At 61.5% G+C, this 17,988-nt stretch carries 12 protein-coding genes and 1 tRNA gene; 9 read left to right on the forward strand and 4 right to left on the reverse strand.

The genetic code is table 11. The annotated features are described in order from the left end of the window. Positions 1–56: 56 nt before the first annotated feature. Positions 57–1,745, forward strand: a complete 1,689-nt coding sequence (locus tag AC1Q6C_RS25755; protein ID WP_042446106.1) for an FAD-dependent oxidoreductase — start codon at positions 57–59, stop codon at positions 1,743–1,745. Positions 1,746–1,863: 118 nt separating this feature from the next. Here AC1Q6C_RS25755 and AC1Q6C_RS25760 read toward each other — a convergent pair whose 3' ends face one another. Further along, entirely contained in the window at positions 1,864–3,681 is a 1,818-nt protein-coding gene (locus AC1Q6C_RS25760; RefSeq protein ID WP_007733348.1) for an ABC transporter ATP-binding protein, read from the reverse strand. A gap of 106 nt (positions 3,682–3,787) precedes the next feature. Here AC1Q6C_RS25760 and AC1Q6C_RS25765 point away from each other — a divergent pair, with 106 nt between their 5' ends. Then, positions 3,788–4,246 (forward strand): MarR family winged helix-turn-helix transcriptional regulator, encoded by a 459-nt coding sequence (locus AC1Q6C_RS25765; RefSeq protein WP_003945320.1) that lies wholly within the window; start codon positions 3,788–3,790, stop codon positions 4,244–4,246. A gap of 4 nt (positions 4,247–4,250) precedes the next feature. Here AC1Q6C_RS25765 and ssb read toward each other — a convergent pair whose 3' ends face one another. Next, positions 4,251–4,664, reverse strand: a complete 414-nt coding sequence (gene ssb, locus AC1Q6C_RS25770) for a single-stranded DNA-binding protein (RefSeq protein WP_007733347.1) — start codon at positions 4,662–4,664, stop codon at positions 4,251–4,253. Between the two features lie 181 nt (positions 4,665–4,845). Beyond that, positions 4,846–6,981 (reverse strand): bifunctional copper resistance protein CopD/cytochrome c oxidase assembly protein, encoded by a 2,136-nt coding sequence (locus AC1Q6C_RS25775; RefSeq protein ID WP_492666882.1) that lies wholly within the window; start codon positions 6,979–6,981, stop codon positions 4,846–4,848. Between the two features lie 97 nt (positions 6,982–7,078). Between AC1Q6C_RS25775 and AC1Q6C_RS25780 the strand changes: the two genes are divergently transcribed. The 6 genes from AC1Q6C_RS25780 to AC1Q6C_RS25805 all read left to right on the forward strand — a co-directional run bounded on the left by AC1Q6C_RS25780 (position 7,079) and on the right by AC1Q6C_RS25805 (position 15,067). Then, positions 7,079–7,154 (forward strand) — tRNA-Arg (locus tag AC1Q6C_RS25780). Positions 7,155–7,272: 118 nt separating this feature from the next. Continuing rightward, a complete protein-coding gene (locus AC1Q6C_RS25785; protein WP_003945304.1) occupies positions 7,273–7,431 on the forward strand; it encodes a hypothetical protein in 159 nt (52 codons plus the stop codon). A 1,725-nt stretch (positions 7,432–9,156) separates the two neighbouring features. Then, positions 9,157–13,761 carry a DUF5979 domain-containing protein gene (locus AC1Q6C_RS25790; protein WP_492666897.1) on the forward strand — a complete coding sequence of 1,535 codons (4,605 nt, stop codon included), beginning with the start codon at positions 9,157–9,159 and terminating at the stop codon, positions 13,759–13,761. 127 nt (positions 13,762–13,888) lie between these two features. After that, complete coding sequence (locus AC1Q6C_RS25795; RefSeq protein WP_003945342.1) at positions 13,889–14,032, forward strand: hypothetical protein; 144 nt, start codon at positions 13,889–13,891, stop codon at positions 14,030–14,032. Positions 14,033–14,098: 66 nt separating this feature from the next. Further along, positions 14,099–14,914 (forward strand): class E sortase, encoded by an 816-nt coding sequence (locus AC1Q6C_RS25800; RefSeq protein ID WP_058038880.1) that lies wholly within the window; start codon positions 14,099–14,101, stop codon positions 14,912–14,914. Further along, a complete protein-coding gene (locus tag AC1Q6C_RS25805; RefSeq protein WP_003945315.1) occupies positions 14,915–15,067 on the forward strand; it encodes a hypothetical protein in 153 nt (50 codons plus the stop codon). A 211-nt stretch (positions 15,068–15,278) separates the two neighbouring features. On the opposite strand, the gene AC1Q6C_RS25810 is transcribed toward AC1Q6C_RS25805, so the two are convergent. Beyond that, positions 15,279–15,548, reverse strand: a complete 270-nt coding sequence (locus AC1Q6C_RS25810; RefSeq protein ID WP_223257903.1) for a putative quinol monooxygenase — start codon at positions 15,546–15,548, stop codon at positions 15,279–15,281. A 225-nt stretch (positions 15,549–15,773) separates the two neighbouring features. Between AC1Q6C_RS25810 and AC1Q6C_RS25815 the strand changes: the two genes are divergently transcribed. Continuing rightward, positions 15,774–17,951 carry a glutamine synthetase III family protein gene (locus tag AC1Q6C_RS25815; protein WP_081558058.1) on the forward strand — a complete coding sequence of 726 codons (2,178 nt, stop codon included), beginning with the start codon at positions 15,774–15,776 and terminating at the stop codon, positions 17,949–17,951. Positions 17,952–17,988 lie beyond the last annotated feature (37 nt).

The following is a 17,988-nucleotide window of genomic DNA, read 5'->3' on the forward strand; positions in this document are numbered from 1 at the left end:
CCTTCGGGCTGCGGCCCGTGAAGAGAAAACCTCAACCAATTGAATAGGAGAGGCAAATGCCTCGCGCGTCAAAATCAAGGGAAGTGTCCTTCGATCACGAAGTGGACTTCCTCGTTGTCGGCAGCGGTGCCGGTGGGTTGACCGCGGCGTTGGCAGCCGCCGCCAATGGTCTGAACACCCTCGTCATCGAAAAAGCAGACGTTTATGGCGGCACCACCGCGCTGTCGGGCGGCAACATCTGGGTGCCCAACAATCCAACTCTCATCCGTGAAGGGCTCTCGGACAGCCGTGACGACGTCCGGGCGTACATGCGAGCTGTCGTTGGTGATGGAGTTCCCGAGGACAACATCGACGCGTTCGTCGACGAAGGTCCACGCGTGTTCGAGTTCCTCGAGAAGACCAGCCCGCTCATGCGATTCCAATGGTGTACGGGCTATTCGGACTATCACCCGGAGAAGCCGGGCGGTCGCCCACGTGGACGTACCATCGAACCGCTTCCTTTCGACCTGAAAATGCTCGGCACCGACGAGTCCGGTCTGCGCCCCGGCGCACTTCCGACTCCCGCCGGTCTGTACATCACATCCAAAGAGTTCGTGAAACTGAACATGGTCATGCGTACCTGGGCAGGGCGACGTGCCGCGCTGGCAACCGGGTGGCGTGCAGCGAAGAGTGTTCTGACCAGAAGGCACATGGAGACACTCGGGCAGGCCCTGGTCGGCCGTCTGCGCCTGGCGATCAAACAAGCCGGCGTTCCGCTTTGGCTGAACACTGCGATGGAATCGCTGATCACCGACGACGATGATTGCGTGGTGGGTGTGGTGGCCGAGCGCAACGGCCGCACTGTCAGAATCCGAGCTTCCAAAGGCGTACTGCTCGCCTGCGGCGGTTTCGAACAGAGCGACGAGATGCGTCGGCAGTATCTCCCGGAAAACGCCAGCGCCAACTACAGCCTCGGTTCGGTCGACAACACTGGAGACGGCATCCGCGCGGGACAACAAATCGGTGCCGCAGTTGACCTGATGGATGACGCGTGGTGGATGCCCTCGTTCAAGAGACCTGACGGGATCATGCACGGATTGGTCTCCGAACGGTCGGTTCCCCGATCGATCATCGTGAACCAGAACGGAGTTCGGTTCACCAATGAATCCGCTCCCTACGTGACATTCGTCCACAACCAGATTGCCGGGGGTCACGACCCAGCGTGGTTCATCTTCGACGCGAAGGCCAAAAGTCGCTATCAGATCGGAGCGATCATGCCGGGGCAGAAGTTCCCGAAATCCTGGTTCGACAACGAACTCCTCTACACCGGCGACACGCTCGACGAGTTGGCCGGCCGCCTCGGACTTCCGAAGAAACAATTAGCTCTCACTGTGCATCGATACAACAGGTTTGCGCACAACGGTGTAGACGAAGACTTCGAGCGTGGAAAGAGTGCGTACGACAACTACTACGGGGACCCGACATTGCCAGTCCCCTCGATGGACATGATCGACGAAGGTCCGTACTACGCGATTCGACTACGAACCGGCGATCTGGGAACGAAAGGCGGGCTCGTCTACAACAAACATGCACAGGTCATGCACAGTTCCGGTGAACCGATTGCAGGTCTCTACGCGACGGGCAACACCTCGTCCGCGGTCATGGGCAACGACTACGCCGGGGCAGGCGCGACCATCGGGCCGGCGATGGTTTTCGGATACATCGCGGCGCGCCACGCAGCTGACCGCCGACAGGACCCGCGATAGATCGGAGTCGTTCCCGTTCCCGTCGGCACGACGTACAACCACGCGGAGGTGGCCTGGACGAACATCCATGCCACCTCTGGTCGGTGCTCGGTGACTCGCCAACGCGATGGATGCACTGTCACACAGTCTGCAATTCCGCAGGCAGTTCGACCGCGTCGCTACCCGAAGCCGCAAGCAGCTGCGCGTACCGCCCGCCTTGCTTCACCAGTTCGTCGTGGGTGCCCTTTTCCACAACCACGCCCTGGTCGAGGACCGCGATGAGATCCGCATCTCGAACCGTGGAGAGTCGGTGCGCCACAACAAGAGTGGTGCGTCCGACCATCAGCTCGTCGAGCGCGTCCTGCAACGCACGTTCAGTGCGATTGTCCAAGGCGCTCGTCGCCTCGTCGAGGACGAGGATCGGCGGATTCCGCAGGACTGTGCGCGCGATCGCTATGCGCTGTTTCTCACCGCCGGAGAATCGGTAGCCGCGCTCGCCGACCATGGTGTCGTACCCGTCGTCGAGACCGGAAATGAACTCGTGGATCTGCGCGATGCGCGCTGCCTGCTCGATCTCGGCGTCCGTGGCGTCGGGTTTCGCGAACCGAAGGTTCTCACGAATCGTCGTGTGGAAGAGATACGTCTCCTGCGACACCACACCTACCAGGTCGGAGACCGTCGCCAGATCGAGGTCCCGCAGATCGACGTCGTCGATTCTCACCGATCCCGCAGTCGGGTCGTACAGACGTGCGGCCAAGTATCCGAGAGTGGTCTTGCCCGAACCCGTGGAGCCGACAAGCGCCAAGGTTCCGCCGGCCGGGACCGTGAGGTCGATGTTGTCGAGGGTCTTGCTGTCGGTTCCTGGATACGAGAAGTCGACGTGGTCGAACCGAAGTTCGCCGGACATCTTGGTGCGGTCGAAGCTCTTCGACTCTTCCGGATCCGCGATGTCGATCGGCAGATCCAGGTACTCGAACACGCGACTGAACAGTGCCATCGAGCTCTGCACCTCGACGCCCGTGTTGAGCAGCATCATGGTGGGGCGGAACAATTGTGTTTGCAGCGTGGTGAATGCGACGAGGGTGCCGACGGTGATGGTGTTGCCGTGATCGAGAGTGAAACCGGCAAACCAGTAGACCAGTGCAGGCATGGCTGCGAAGGTGATCGACATGGTCGCCATGCGCCACTTGCCGGCCATCATGGCTCGGAGTTCGACGTCTGCGACTTCCGCTGAACGCTCGGTGAATCGATCCGTCAGAGCCGACTTCGCGCCGGTCGTCTTGCCGAGGAGAATGCCACTGACGGAGAGAGATTCCTCCACCTGGACCGACAGATCACTGAGTAGCTTCTGCCGCTTACCAGAGATCTTGCGGCGCTCGTCACCGATCTTGCGTGCGATACGGATGAACACCGGCAAGATCGCCAGCGAGAAGATGGCAAGCCGCCAATCCAGAAGGAACAGAGCAACAATGGTGGCTGCCACGGTCGTTGCATTCTGCGCGATGGATGTTGCCGTGTTGGTGACCACCGACTGCATACCGCCGATGTCGTTGGCAATACGCGACTGAACTTCTCCGGTTCGGGTTCGAGCGAAGAATCCGAGCGACTGATTCTGCAGATGCGAGTAGACCCGCACGCGCAGTTGGTGCATCAGTTTCTGGCCGATGCTGTTGGACATCCAGGTCTGTGCCACGCCGAGACAGCTCGTGATCACGGCAATGGCGATCATGCCGATGGCCAGAACGCTCACGAGTCCGAGGTTCTTGTCCGGGATCGCCTTGTCGAGCATTTCGCGTAGGAGCAGCGGGCTGCCCAGCGCCACGATCGCGCTGAGTGTGATGACCGCGGTGACGATGGCGATCTGAGTTCGATACGGCGCGAACAGTCCGAGTACGCGTTTTGCCGGTACGGATTCCGCCGGAGTGATCTCGACAGCGGATCGTTCGATGTTTCGCATGTGATCTGGTTTCACGTTCTACCTCCTGGAGGCTTTCTCACCCTAGTTTCATATTGATGAGGTTACCTCACTATGAGGCTGACACCAACAACGCTAGACTGACGCCATGCATTCCCGAGAGCGCGAACTCACCGACGTCGTGATGTCCGTGGCACGGCTCATCCGCCGACGTCAGGTGGCAGCGCTGGAACCATTCGGTCTCTCGCCGTCGCAAAGCCGAGCGCTGCGAGTACTGACCCGAGTGGGCGAGCCGGTTCGACTCGGGTTTCTTGCCGAGCGATTGCGCATCGTTCCGCGGTCGGCGACCGACGTCGTGGATTCCCTCGAAGAGGCCGGATGGGTGCGCCGCACTCCCGATCCGAACGATCGGCGAGCCGTGTTACTCGAGCTCACCGACGCCGGCGCTACCCTCGCTGCCGACGTCGCAAAAGCTCAACGACGCGAATCTTCGGATGTGTTCGACGACCTCGACGAATCGGAGCGAGCAACTCTCACCGAACTTCTCGAGCGAGTGGACGCGGGGCACGACTCGCGGCCCCGCGACTGCCCGAAACCTTCGGTCTGAGTCCTCACGCAGCGACGGTGTCGACTGCGTCCTCGACATTCTCCGCCGACGTCGGCTTACTCTGACGCTCGATCTTCGAGATGCAACGAGCAAGGTCCGCGCCTACCGCAGTCGCCCGTAGCTCGAGATCGGAACGAGGCACACCCTCTTTGGTCGTGTACTCGTTGGTGCGCAACTCCCCCGCCACCATGACCGGATCACCCTTCATGATGGATGCGCCGACGCCGGTGACCAACCGCCGCCAGCAACTCACCGTGAGATAGAGGGTCGCTCCGTCCGTCCACTCTCCGGTCACCGCGTCTTTGCGACGCGTGTTGCTCGCCATCCGAAAGCTCAGCACCTCTTCGCCATTGGTGGTCTGCCGCTTCACCGGATTGGTGATGACGGTTCCGACAACCGTTGCATGCGTTTCGTACATGTCCGATCCCCCTTCGAACTCCAGAACCCGCCAACTGCCGCGGGGCCGATCACTGCGTCGGCAGTTTCGATTGTGGAACGGCAAACGCCTGGCTCGGGATTTCGATTTCCACCTGTGCATCGGCGGGACAGCTGTGGAGAAACAACACTGCCCGAGCCAAACGGCCCGGGCAGTGTCGGAGCTAAGTGCTAGTGGAGGATTCGTCGGATTTCTTCTCGCTGGGTGTCTCGTCCGCAGAGTCCTCGCTTGCAGTCTCCGCGTCAGCAGCCTCACGCGGTTTCCACCCCTCGCGGTCCCGCCTGGCCAATTCGGCGAACATGGCGTTGTGAGCAGCGAGGTCGGCGTCGTGGTCACGCTCGGCCGCACGGTCCGTTCGGCGCGCGGTCCTTCCGTCACTGCGCGACCACTGAACCAGCAGCGCGAGCATGACCACCATGAGTGGGATCTCGCCGGTCGCCCACGCGATGCTGCCGCCCAGCTGCTGATCGCCGATCAGATCGTTGTTCCAGCCGAGGCCGAGCGAACGGAAGTACGCGCCGCCCATGACGGCGGTAGTGCTCATCAACGCCACGCCGAAGAAGGCGTGGAACGGAAGTGAGCCGAAGACCATTGCCAGCTTGGTCACCGGCTGCAATTGGCGCGGTGACGGGTCGATTCCGATCGCCACCCAATAGAAGAGATAGCCACTGAGGATGAAGTGCAGATTCATCAGCAGGTGAGCACTGTGCGAGTCGACCGTCGCACCGTAGATTCCGCCGAGATACAGCGCGTAGAAACCGCCGACGAAGAGAACTGCCGCCACGATCGGGTGGGTGATGAATCGCGAGAACGGGCTGTGCAGAGCGGTCAGAATCCACTCGCGAATGCCGGGCACGCCGTCCTTGCCTGCCGGATCCAGGGCCCGCAGAGCCAAAGTGATCGGCGCACCCAGAACCAGCAGGACTGGGCCCAACATCGACAGCGCCATGTGCGCACCCATGTGAACGCTGAATACTGCCGGCGCGTACTTGCCGACGCCCGAAGACGTGGCGATCAGGAGCACCGCACAACCGCTCATCCAGGCGATGGTTCGGCCGACAGGCCAGGAATCCCCACGCTTGGCCAGCTTGCGCAGACCGATTCCGTACAGAATCGCCGCGGCGATCGCGGCGGTGCCGAACATGAGGTCGAATCGCCAGTCCGTCACGAAGGCCATGAACGACGGCGGGTCCGGAAGGTTGTAACCGAGTTCGACCTCGGGGATCGAGGGAATCGACAGCGGCGGGGGCGGCGGGGTACGACCGAGGCCGATCGCGAGACCGATGGTTGCCGCCATCACGATGCCTTCAGCGCCGGCAAATCGAATCAGGGCAGAGCGACTCTTCGGATTCTCCGCCAGCGCCGGTAGCGCCCGACTCCGCTGAGCCCAACCGAAGAACCCGAGGATGATCAGTGCAACTGTTTTCGCGACGATCAATCGTCCATACGTCGTGGTGAATACGTCGTCGAGTGGCAGACGGACAATCGCGTTGATGACGCCGCTGAATCCCATGACGACGAAGCAGATGGATGCGACCGTCGAAAAGCGTCGGGCTGCTACGTCGGTGTAATCGCCGCCACGGCGCGCGTGTGCCAGTAGCGCGAACAACCCGCCGGCCCAGAGCGAAGCAGCCACGAGGTGCAGGATCAGGCTGTTGGTGGCGATGTCATGCGACCCGCCGGAAGACGAGTGACCGGTGAGAGCGAGCGGCATCAGTCCGAGGAGACCGATCAGCAGCAGGAGCGGAGTCCACCACCAGCGCAGTGTCAGTCGGGCCAGGATCGCCAGAACAACCGCGATGATCGCCGTCCAACGCCAAGCGCCGGCGATCTCGACCTGATCGAGTCCCGACCACAGGTTCGCCGGTTTGATCGCTTCGGCAAACGGCTGACCCGACGTGTCGGAGAGCGTCAGAGGCACCATCGTGAACGAACAGATCGCCCACACAATCGCGGCGTGCGATGCAGTTCGGACTGCCCGATAGCCGTCGACGTCGAGGACGCCCGACTTCTGCGGCGGCACGAAGAACGCGGCCAGCAGCAGTGACCCGATCGCGATGACCGCGGCGATCTCCCCCAGTGCACGCATCGCGGGGAGGCCGTATGTGGTGATCGGACCTGGATCCGGGATGCCCAGAAGAGTCAGTGCCTGCGACGCGGAGAATCCCACCACGATGGCTGCGGTGAGCCCTGCGATGAGTCCACTGACCACGAATATCGCGGTCGAAGAAGCGGGTGCACCGCTGTGCTGTGTGGACTCCGGTGGGGAATCTGTCGGCGCGAGGTCGGGTGTAGCCATACCTCAAGGGTAGGACCTTCGCGAACCGACTACGACAACGCGTCGGAGTTGGGCGGCGCGCGTCACATCCCGAACCCTCGAGTATGATGTTCCACGCGCCTCCGTAGCTCAGGGGATAGAGCAAGAGCCTTCTAATCTCTTGGTCGCAGGTTCGAATCCTGCCGGGGGCACCACAAGATTTGATTCACGGATAGTCACACTGCGTGGACGAGCGGCCACTGGGCAGAACAGTCCGATTCGGATCGAAACCTAGCCCACAAATTGCGTGCCGTCCGCAGTAATCTGCCTCGCATGAAGAAGGCACTTCCGAAGACACTGAAGTCACTCGCCCGGACCGTTGGAATCCTGGCACTCGCGATCGTCGTTGTATCCGTCGTCGAGCGGTTCACCGGCGCACACCAACCGACTACCGGTCCCGCCTCGTTGACCGGGCCCGACCAATCGTTGTAGCCCTTCCCTGCGACAAGGTCGTCTCACGAAGTTCTACGACGACGAGTCGGTAGGCAAGAGTCCACCAATGGCGGCTGAGTCGCATGCAACACGCTGCGCGGAGCGGCCGCGACTGTCACAGAATCTCTGCGCTCCGGATCCCAAGGCGTCACAGCGGCCGGGGCAGTCAAACCTTGCGGGCAGCCGCGGGTGTAGCGCCATTGACACAAGCTGCGTCAGAATGGTTGCGCGAGAACTCGATTCGAAGGTCCGATTTCGCGAAGTGTCCAGAGAGCTGCGAAAAGTACCGGCTGAGGGACCTCGCGGCCACTCGGTGCGGTTGCTCGGATGTGGCGACTGCACGCCGATCGAACCGGTCGCATCCACCGTCAGCAACTACGCAACGACCGTCACCATTTGACTCCGGGCATCGAAAGCGCTTGAAAAGTAAGCCAGTTCATCGTGCCGAGGCGCGCGAGGACGACGTGAACCTGTGGGGTCTCGCGATCTTCGAAGAAGCCTCCGACGTGGCATTTTCCGAGATCCACACACATCCCAGGCAGTGCCTCATCCGTGCGCACAAGAGCGTCGCCAAAAGTCGCTGCGGCGCGCGATCAGCTGGACTGACGTAACCGTACCGAAGGCTTTCTACGAAAAGCTGGGCGATTCTTTGTCTCGAAATGCCATGTCGGCCCCCGAAGCATTATCGACAGTTAACTCAGGCCGGAATTCAATCTGCTAAGAAAAACGAATCTAATGTGACCCCTATCTCTGGATCATTTCAGAACAGGGGTTTCGATGACCCGCGACTGAATTCACCCCCTAATTCACCCTCCTCCTATACACAGAAAAATGATTTGCATTTATGTCGAGCGGGTGCGCACAGATAATTCGCTCCACACCTTGTCGTTCCGACAGCAAATAAGGGGCAGTGAACTGCATAAAGGCTCATTCGGTACAGCAGCGCCGACTCGGCTCGGCCGCTCACCGATTGTCGACAAGGGCAAAGGCAGGCATGCAAACGATGGTCGAGATCGAATTGTGATGAACCAGCCAGTTAACTTGAAAGAAATCAACGGAAGATAGATATACCCAGGTAAGCGCAGTTTTTCTTGCATGGACGCACGTCCATGGTGTTTCCAGCTATGCGATTTGCTCGTGTTAGATTCCTGATTGCGCATCGCCCGGTTTGCGCCTTCTGCGTTGTTTGCGCGGAATTTGCATCTTCTCGCGAACGGCCCCGCGCACATTTCTTTACGTTGTGCCAGAGAAAGGAATTTCATGAAAACCGTCACGGCAGCGAAGCACGTAGCACGAAGACTCCCCCTCGGAGTCATCGCACTGTTGCTTTTGCTATCCGGGATGGTGCTCATGCTCGAACTGCAATGAATCGCGCAGGAAAGATCCTCGGCCGCAGCCTTTAGTACCTCGTAGGTCGTCGCGTTAGGTAATACCGGCGGTCGATTTTTCTTGGAATTTCCTGGCCTACCCAGAGCCGGCCGTCGGTCTGCGCTGGCGCCAACCAGGTCCGACTACCAACTGTTCGGCTCCGCAATAGGTCGCCTGAGAATCACCAACGCTCGCAACCAGGCTCCAGAGCGGCTCAAAGGTCCCGTTTCCCTATTCGACGGCCCCGGAAACGGGGCCTAAATCATGTGTTCTGAACGAAAGGTGTTCGTCATGCGTAACCGTGTCTTCCCACGCCGTGCCGGGGAGGGGGTGGTGTCTCGGTGGGCAGCTTTGGGGATGATCGTTGCGGTCCTGGCGCTGGTCGTATCGTCGTTCTCTTTCGTCCAGGTTGCCTCGGCCGATGACGTCGGGACCTCGACCACCATAGTTCCGACCACAATAGTTCCGACCACACCGAAGCCGCCCGCGACTACGACGGAGGCGCCACTGAAGACGACGGCACCGCCTACTTCCACGTCGGAGTCACCCACTTCTGCGAAACCGCCGATCACGACGGCGTCCTCGTCGACGACTCCTGTGGCGGCGCAGCGACTGGCCGCACGCGGAGTCAATCCCGGCATCGATGTGAAAATCACCGACGTCCAGGTCGAAGGAAAGAACGACCAGCAGATCACGGTCGGGGACTCCGTCACGGTGAAGGGCATTTGGGACGCGTCAAGCGCGAGTCCGCAGCCGGGCGACCAGTTCACCATTGAATTCCCTGGCGAGCTGAAGCTTCAGTCCAACCCGACGATCGCGCTGGAGGGCGACGATGGGACGGTTTGGGGCACATGCGATCTGGCTGCTTCCACCAATCTCATGACCTGCGTGCTCTCCGACGCTGTGGCGGATCGGCCGGACGAGGTGAAGGGCGATTTCTTCGTCTACACGAAGGCAGTCGAGTACACCACGTCAGAGACTGTGGATTTCACGATCAACAACAAGGTCACGCAGGTCGACCTGCCCGGCACGGGCGGCATCACCGACGGCCGCGTAATCGGCGAGTCGACGAAGTCCGGCAAACTCCAGGACAACAAGCAGTCAGTGCGGTGGACCATCGACATCCCCGGCGCAGATCTGGCCAAGTTGGACACAGGCAACACCGGTTCGGTGACCCTGAGCGACGAGCTCTCCGACAACATGAAGGTGTGTGCGGGCAGCCTGCTCAACGCGAAGCTGTGGTCCGGTCGCCCGGGCGATCTCAAAGAGACCCCTGGCGGCGTCACCGTCACCCAACCCGACGCGGGTGATCAGGTCACGATCAACATCAACAACGGCGGGCCCTTCGAGGGCAGCAAGCTCTACCGCATCGAGTACACCTCATGCACGACCAGCGGCGTTGTGGATCTCAAGGGGACTCAGTACACCAACTCCGTGACGATCGGTGACAACACGGTGGCTTCGGATGGCGTGGGACAGGACTACGCGCCGCAGACCGAGCCCTGGAAGGGCGGCTACCTCGACGGCGGTAAGCGCAATATGGAAGCCGTCTGGACGATTGTGGTTCCGGGCACCGACATTGCCGCCAACAACCACAAGATCGACATCACCGACACCTTTGGCGGCCCCCATGCGGTCTGTGCCTCGGGCGTGCAGGTAGTCATCGAGAAGTCTGACTACCTCCCAGGGCGGGAGAACGAACCCAACTACCGCACTCCTGCCGCAGGATTCACCATTGCTCCCATCGGCGCAGTAGCCGGCGCGAGTACCTTCACCGCGGCGATCACTGTGGATAACCCGGACACATTCAACGAAGAACAGTATTACTACTTCACGTACCGGACCTGCCTGACCACCACCGAGGTGCCGGACTCCGAGGACCATCTCACCAACTCGGCGGTCGTCAACAAGACGTCGATCACGGGAAAGACTGAGGGACCTGGGTTCACGAGCGGCAAGAACGGCGCGATCAACACCACGTCGCAGACGATCGGCGGTGTGGAGCAGCCGGCAGGCACCACCCTCAATTGGACCGTGGAAATCTCCGGACACGATCTCGAGGGCCTTACGGAACCGGCGGTCATCAACGACAGGTTCTCACCGAACATGACGGTGTGTGAAATCGGCGGCGATCTCAAGAGCAACCTCAATCTCAAGGTCGCCGCGCAAGACTTCTTCGACGGCAACAAGAAACGCGATATAACCGACGCCACCTCGGTGGCGCGCGCCGACGGCGGTTTCGATCTCACCCTCCCTCGGGACGCGGACGGTTACAGCCGTCAGACGAAGTACCTCGTCAGCTACACCCTGTGCACCGGCAGCGGCGGACTGGACCAGCGCGACACGGAATACTCCAACACCCTCACCTATGCCGGCGAGCAGACGCTGTCGAAGAGCGTCAAGCAGGAATGGGGCGGCGGCGGCACCGGCCAAGGTGTGTCGCGGGGCTCGTTCTCGCTTCTGAAGGAGATCGCTCCCTTCTCCGAGAAATTCCCGGAAGACACCGAGTTCACTGTGAAAGTCGAGGAGTTCGCCCCCGGGCAAGATCCAGCGACCGACGCCCCGGTGAGCTCCTACGAGATCAAGGTAAAGGCTGACGGGACACCCGTCAGTGGGATCAACCCCCGCGGAACCGGCTGGCAGATCCGCCTGTCCGAGATCAACCTCCCGACCGTTGACGGTGTGTACTTCGAGAGAGGGACGTTCCGCCCGTCGGAGGGTGTGACGCTCAACGGGGACCGCACCGAGGCGCTGGTGACCATCACGCCGAAGAGCAATGTCGGTGTCACACTGCTCAACAAAGCGAGCCTGGGATCGGCGAGGATCACCAAATCCGTCATCGGTGACGGAGCGCGCACGGGGCTCGAGGCTTTCGTCGTCAACGCAGAGATCGCCTTCGGTGACGACGCCGCCGGCAACGAGCTGCGTCAATTCACCCTGAAGGACGGTCAGCACTACGACCTGGGCAAATTGCCCATCGGAGCGAAAGTCACCTTCACCGAGGTCCAACCGACGAACACCGACCTCGTGACGTGGTCGCTGCCGGTGATCAGCCCGAAGACGCTCACCATCGGCACCGACGCGTCGGCGAACACGGTCTCCGTCACCAACGAGGCCACGATCACGCAAGGCACCTTCGAAGTGAGCAAAAAGCTCACGGGCCCGAAGGCGTCCGACAAGGCCGTACCGGCGAGCTTCGACGTGATTGCCACCTGGCTCGATACGGACGACAACCCGCAGAGCAAGACGCTGTCTCTTCCGTCCGACGGCACCCCGGTTCCGTTCGGCGAGAACCTGCCGGGCGGCACCGAAGTCACACTGACAGAGCTGGTTCCGGCAAACGGTGACGGTCTCGCCTATGGCGTGCCCGCATACTCCGGGAATGTCAGGATCAGTCCGGACAACGCAGCCGTGGTGACCATCGGCAAGGATCTGCGCAAGATCGAGGTGTCGAACTTCGTCGACGTCAACGACGGCACTCTGCGCATCGCAAAGCAGGTCGGCGGTGAGGCCGCCGAGGCCGTCGGCGACGACGTGGAGTTCACGGTCGAGGCGCGTTGGCGCGACGGTGTGGAGTACCGCACCCAGGTGCTGAGCGTCAAGCAGGGACAGACCACACCGCTCGGCGTCGACTTCCCTGTCGGCACCGAGGTGACCTTCACTGAGACCGGCCGTCCCGATGTCGACGGAGTCGAGTGGGGCACGATCTCCTGGGGCACCAGCCCGGAAGGCGAATCGTGGCTGCATTCGAACCTCGACGGCACCGCGACGGGCATAGTCTCCGACGACCCGACCGACGGTCGACTGATCACGCTGTCGAACGAGGCGCTGTGGAAATTCGGATCGGTCGAATTCACGAAGTTCATCCTCGACGCTGACGGCAACCCCGTCCGCGCACCCGAGGCCGACCTGCCTGACAGCGCGACGTTCGAGGTCCGTATCGACGGGATCGATCCGGCACTCCCCGCTGGAACTGATTTCCCGGCAGTGGGCCAGACCATCACCCTCGATGCCGCAAACGACTGGAGCTGGACGTCCGACGAGGTTGTGCCGCGGAACACCGTGATCACCTTCTCCGAGGTCGACCCCAAGCCACTGGCCGGTATCGACTGGGCGCGGCCGTACTACTACGTCTCCGCGGATGCCGGTGACGCCGATTACCGCGACACCGTCAAGGCGGTGGCGGGTGAGAAGGCTGTGGTGGAGATCCACAACCGCCCGATCCCGACCACCGAGGTGGATATCGACAAGATCGTGACCGGCCCCAAGGGCAGCCAGGTAGCCAAAGACGGATCCACGATCTTCCAGGTCACGGCTACGTGGACGGACATCGACAATGAGGCGCGGTCTTGTGTTCTCGATGTCAAGCCGGGCGCTTCGGTCACTCCGACCGCCCAGTGCGACGCAGCCGTCATCGACGGCCGGGTCCAGTTCCCGCTGAACACCGACATCACTTTCACAGAAACCGGTGCTCACACCGACGTCACCAACGTCAAGTGGGGTGAAGTGATCTGGGGCGTCAAGGAAGGCAAGGCGGATGTCTCGAAGATCGACGGCGAACCGACCGCAACTTCCGTCAAGCTCACCGGCGAAGCAAACAAGTCGGTGGTCCTGGGACTCGAGAACAAAACCAGCAGCAATGGGCTGATCATCATCCCGATCCCGATCCCGCTGCCGCCGTGGGAAATCCCGACATGGCCGGGCTCTGAAGTACCCGGAGGATCAGGCACTGACGTGTCGACTCCCGGCAACAACGCTCCCGGCAATAACGGTGGTGGACACAACGGTGCTCCGGGCACACCTGCTCCGGGAAATCCTGCTCAGGCCAAACCGGACCAGTCATCGTCCCTGCCGGTAACCGGCGCGAACGTCATCTGGCTCGCCGGTCTAGCGCTGGCACTGATCGGCGGTGGCGCATGGCTCACCCTGCGTAACCGCAAGCGTGCACCCGGCCAGGAGTAACTCCCAACCAGAAATACCGAAACAGGGCGGGTGCGACATACACCTGGTCGCACCCGCCCTGTTTCACCGTGACGACGTATCTATCTCGCGGCCGCCGCCGCGGCCCACCCCTCGAAGGAGAAACACCATGTCATTCCTCCCGTTCCCGATCGTCATCGAAGGCATCGAGACCACTGGTTCTGCCGCGATCGACGGCCTCGGTCGCCTGTCCGTACTCCTTTACGATCTCCTCGGCGGTACCGGAAGCGCCACGATCAACGCGGGCAGCTAGTTCGATACGGCACCAATTCGACCCATCAGCTAGCTCGGTAGATCTGTGAAGAGGAGACCCCGGTCCGTGAGCGATACCGAAGTTCCAGGGCGTCGTCGGCCGGGCGCAGGCCAGGTAATCGGCGAACTGCTCCTCACGGCCGGGGTCGTCATCCTGCTGTTCGTCATCTATGAGGCGTTCTGGACCAATATCGTCTCAGGGCGGCTGCAGGACGAGCTCAACAACAGTCTGGAGGAATCCTGGGCCGAAGTCCCCGAAGCCTCAGGAGCGATCGATGGTCAGCCGGTGTCCCCGCTGATCCCTGTGCTCGGCGAGGGATTCGCGCGCGTGCATTTCCCCACACTCGGCGCCGCGTACGCAATCGTCGAGGGCACACGCAACGAGGACCTGCGGGCCGGCCCCGGCCACTACCCGGACTCGCAGATGCCCGGCGAAGCCGGAAACTTCGCGCTCGCCGGGCACCGCAATGGTTCCGGCGCAGTCTTCCAACACCTGGATCGACTCGATGCATGCGATGCCGTCGTCGTGGAGACCGAGTTCCAATGGATGACGTACCGGTTGCTCCCACTCGACCAGGCCTCGCCCGAACGTCGCGCTGCGGCGAAAGCCTGCTTGAATCCCGAGCAAGCCGATCGTGTTTCCGAAGGCGACTACGTCCATCTCCTCGGGCGGCACATCACCGTGCCCGGGGATGTTGCGGTCGTCAACCCGCTGCCCGGAAACCCTTGGGCCGAGCCCGACGCCACGCTGGAAAGTATGTTGACACTGACCACGTGCCATCCGCTCTACTCGAACAGCGAACGCTTGATCGTCCACGCGGTTCTCGTCGAAACAATCTCGAAGACTTCGGGCACCATTCCCGCGGCATTCCAGGAGCAATGAATGTACGGATACCTCTGGGGAGCGCTCCCCGGCCCCCGACCAGTGAAGGCCCTGCTGGCGATCGTTCTCGTGGTCGCGGTGGTGCTGCTACTCATGGAATTCGTATTTCCTTGGGTGTCAGAGCATATGCCCTACTCCGACGTCACCGTATAGAGCGCCCGCGCAGGTCGGCCGACACCGGCACGAGGCCCGGCTGGCGCCCGAAGGCGCTGTCCTACAGCGGACTCGACGGACCTACGATGATTCTGGCGTGTCGATGCAAACCAGTTTCCGCGTGTGTCGGAACGGGTCGCCTAGTTGACACTCGAGGCTCTCCGGAATGTTCGTTCGACGCCTGAGCGAGCACTGAGACCTGACTCCGCCGCTACAGAACCTTCGTGAAGATCTGCGCCGGCGCTGCCGTCTCGAGCTTGTCCAGCGCCTCAACCAACCTGACGAAGTGCTCGGTATGAGTGTGGGCGTCGAGGTGCTCCTGCGATTCCCATTCCTCCGCCAACACGAGCTCGCAGGGATTGTCGGTGCGCTGCAGTAACTCGTAATTGATGCAGCCGACCTCTTTTCGGGTCTCGGTGACAAGTTCGTCGTACAACCGAAGCACTTCCGCGAGATCGCCCTGCTCCACCGTTGTTGGCACCAACACCCTGATCACAAAGACTCTCCGATTCGACTGTCCTGCAATAGCCCGTCGGCTCGAAGTCTGCCGTAGACCTCCGACAGATCGACATTTCCGTTGTGACTCGAAGTTTGCGGACAGGCGCAATATCTACGAAACACCCCCGATACCGGAGGTTCGTAGGGTTTGCCGAAGTCGGGCTCGCAATCAGCAGCGCAGCCCTGGGCCCGGGCGAGGGGTAAGCACATGAGTGGAAATGCAGTTCGCTTGCAAGCGATCAAGGACGTCGAGGCCTACACACCTCCGGTGGTCAGTTTCACGACCGACGAGACACCCGGAGAGGTGTTCGGAGCCAACGTCTTCAACAAGGTGGTCATGCAGAAGCGACTGCCCAAGCTTGTCTACAAATCGGTGATGGCGACGATCGAGCAAGGCAAACCGCTCGATCCCATGGTCGCCGACGCGGTCGCATCCGCGATGAAGGACTGGGCGTTGGAGAAAGGCGCAACCCACTACGCCCACGTCTTCTATCCACTGACCGGGTTGACGGCCGAGAAGCACGACAGCTTCCTCGAGCCGGTCGGCGACGGCAGTGCACTGGCGGAGTTCGCCGGCAAGACCTTGATCCAAGGTGAACCCGACGCTTCGAGTTTCCCGAACGGCGGGCTGCGCAACACATTCGAGGCTCGCGGATACACCGGCTGGGATGTCACGAGCCCGGCCTACGTTCTCGAAAACCCCAACGGCAACACACTGTGTATCCCGACCGTGTTCGTTTCGATGACCGGCGAAGCGCTCGACCACAAGACTCCCCTGCTGCGTTCACAACAGGCAATGGGTTTCCACGCCGAAAGAATCCTGAAGTTGTTCGGCCACGACGACCCCGAGCACATCGTATCGTTCTGCGGTCCCGAGCAGGAGTACTTCCTGATCGATCGACACTTCTTCCTCGCCCGCCCCGACCTCCTCAACGCCGGCCGAACACTCTTCGGCGCAAAGCCGCCCAAGGGCCAGGAGTTCGACGACCACTACTTCGGGGCGATCCCGGAACGTGTGCTCGGATTCATGATGGACACCGAGCGGGAACTGTTCAAACTCGGTATCCCCGCCAAGACACGGCACAACGAGGTTGCGCCCGGCCAGTTCGAAATCGCCCCGATGTTCGAGCGAGGCAACATCGCCGCCGACCACCAGCAGTTGCTGATGACCACCTTCAAAACCATCGCCAAGAAGCACGGCATGGAATGTCTGTTCCACGAGAAGCCGTTCGACGGTGTCAACGGCTCCGGCAAGCACGTCAACTTCTCGCTGGGCAACTCCGAACTCGGCAGTTTGCTTGTCCCCGGCGACAATCCGCATGACAACGCCCAGTTCCTCGTATTCTGCGCCGCCGTCATCCGGGCCGTCCACAAATACGCCGGCCTCCTGCGCGCGTCGGTCGCATCGGCAACCAACGATCACCGCCTCGGCGCCAACGAGGCTCCCCCGGCCATCATTTCGATCTTCCTCGGCGATCAACTGGCCGACGTCTTCGAGCAGATCGCCAAGGGCGCGGCGACATCGTCGAAGGACAAGGGCACCATGATGATCGGAGCCGACACCCTTCCCGTCCTGCCGACCGATCCGGGCGACCGCAACCGCACGAGCCCATTTGCCTTCACCGGCAACCGTTTCGAGTTCCGCGCGCCAGGATCGCTGCAAACAGTCAACGGCCCGATGGTCACCATCAACACGATCATGGCCGAGGCCTTGGACTACATGGCCACCGAACTGGAGGCCGCGGTCGCCGACGGCGCGGATTTCGACACCGCCGTCCAGAATCTGCTCACCGAGATCATCACCAACCACGGTGCGGTTGTCTTCAACGGCGACGGTTACTCGGAGAACTGGCAGATCGAGGCCGAGTCTCGCGGTCTGCCGAACCTTCGCACGACGCTGGACGCCCTTCCTGAACTGATCACCGAGTCCTCGATGGAACTCTTCGAGAAGTACAAGGTCTTCAACCACCGAGAGATGCACAGTCGCTACGAGGTCGGCCTCGAACAGTACGCACTGAGCATCGGCGTCGAGGCACGCCTGGCCGCTGAAATCGGTACGACACTTATCCTTCCGGCCGCAGTGCGCCACCAGACGGAAGTCGCGCAAAACTTCGTCGCGCTGAAGTCCGCCGGCCTCGAACCGGATTCTGCTCCGCTCGAAGAAGTGTCGGCGCCCGTTGCGGTTCTGCGCACAGCGCTCGCGTCCCTGCGCGCAGCGATCGACACCAATGCCGGCGAGTCGCCATTCGATCAGGCCAAGCACGCACAGGACGCACTCCTGCCCGCCATGGCAGAGGTACGTGCAGCGGCCGACTTCCTCGAAACCATCGTCGCCGACGATCACTGGCCACTCCCGACGTATCAGGAAATGCTCTTCATTCTCTGAGCATCACCCGAATATCACTACCCACAGAACTATGGCC

It is taken from the genome of Rhodococcus sp. MT28 (genome assembly GCF_058792695.1).

Bases quoted from the DNA above. Each gene is read 5' to 3' on its own strand.
- AC1Q6C_RS25795 (WP_003945342.1), top strand. From the start codon at position 13,889: ATGTCATTCCTCCCGTTCCCGATCGTCATCGAAGGCATCGAGACCACT.
- AC1Q6C_RS25760 (WP_007733348.1), bottom strand. From the start codon at position 3,681: ATGCGAAACATCGAACGATCCGCTGTCGAGATCACTCCGGCGGAATCC.
- ssb (WP_007733347.1), bottom strand. From the start codon at position 4,664: ATGTACGAAACGCATGCAACGGTTGTCGGAACCGTCATCACCAATCCG.
- AC1Q6C_RS25775 (WP_492666882.1), bottom strand. From the start codon at position 6,981: ATGGCTACACCCGACCTCGCGCCGACAGATTCCCCACCGGAGTCCACA.
- AC1Q6C_RS25765 (WP_003945320.1), top strand. From the start codon at position 3,788: ATGCATTCCCGAGAGCGCGAACTCACCGACGTCGTGATGTCCGTGGCA.
- AC1Q6C_RS25785 (WP_003945304.1), top strand. From the start codon at position 7,273: ATGAAGAAGGCACTTCCGAAGACACTGAAGTCACTCGCCCGGACCGTT.
- AC1Q6C_RS25790 (WP_492666897.1), top strand. From the start codon at position 9,157: ATGATCGTTGCGGTCCTGGCGCTGGTCGTATCGTCGTTCTCTTTCGTC.
- AC1Q6C_RS25805 (WP_003945315.1), top strand. From the start codon at position 14,915: ATGTACGGATACCTCTGGGGAGCGCTCCCCGGCCCCCGACCAGTGAAG.
- AC1Q6C_RS25755 (WP_042446106.1), top strand. From the start codon at position 57: ATGCCTCGCGCGTCAAAATCAAGGGAAGTGTCCTTCGATCACGAAGTG.
- AC1Q6C_RS25815 (WP_081558058.1), top strand. From the start codon at position 15,774: ATGAGTGGAAATGCAGTTCGCTTGCAAGCGATCAAGGACGTCGAGGCC.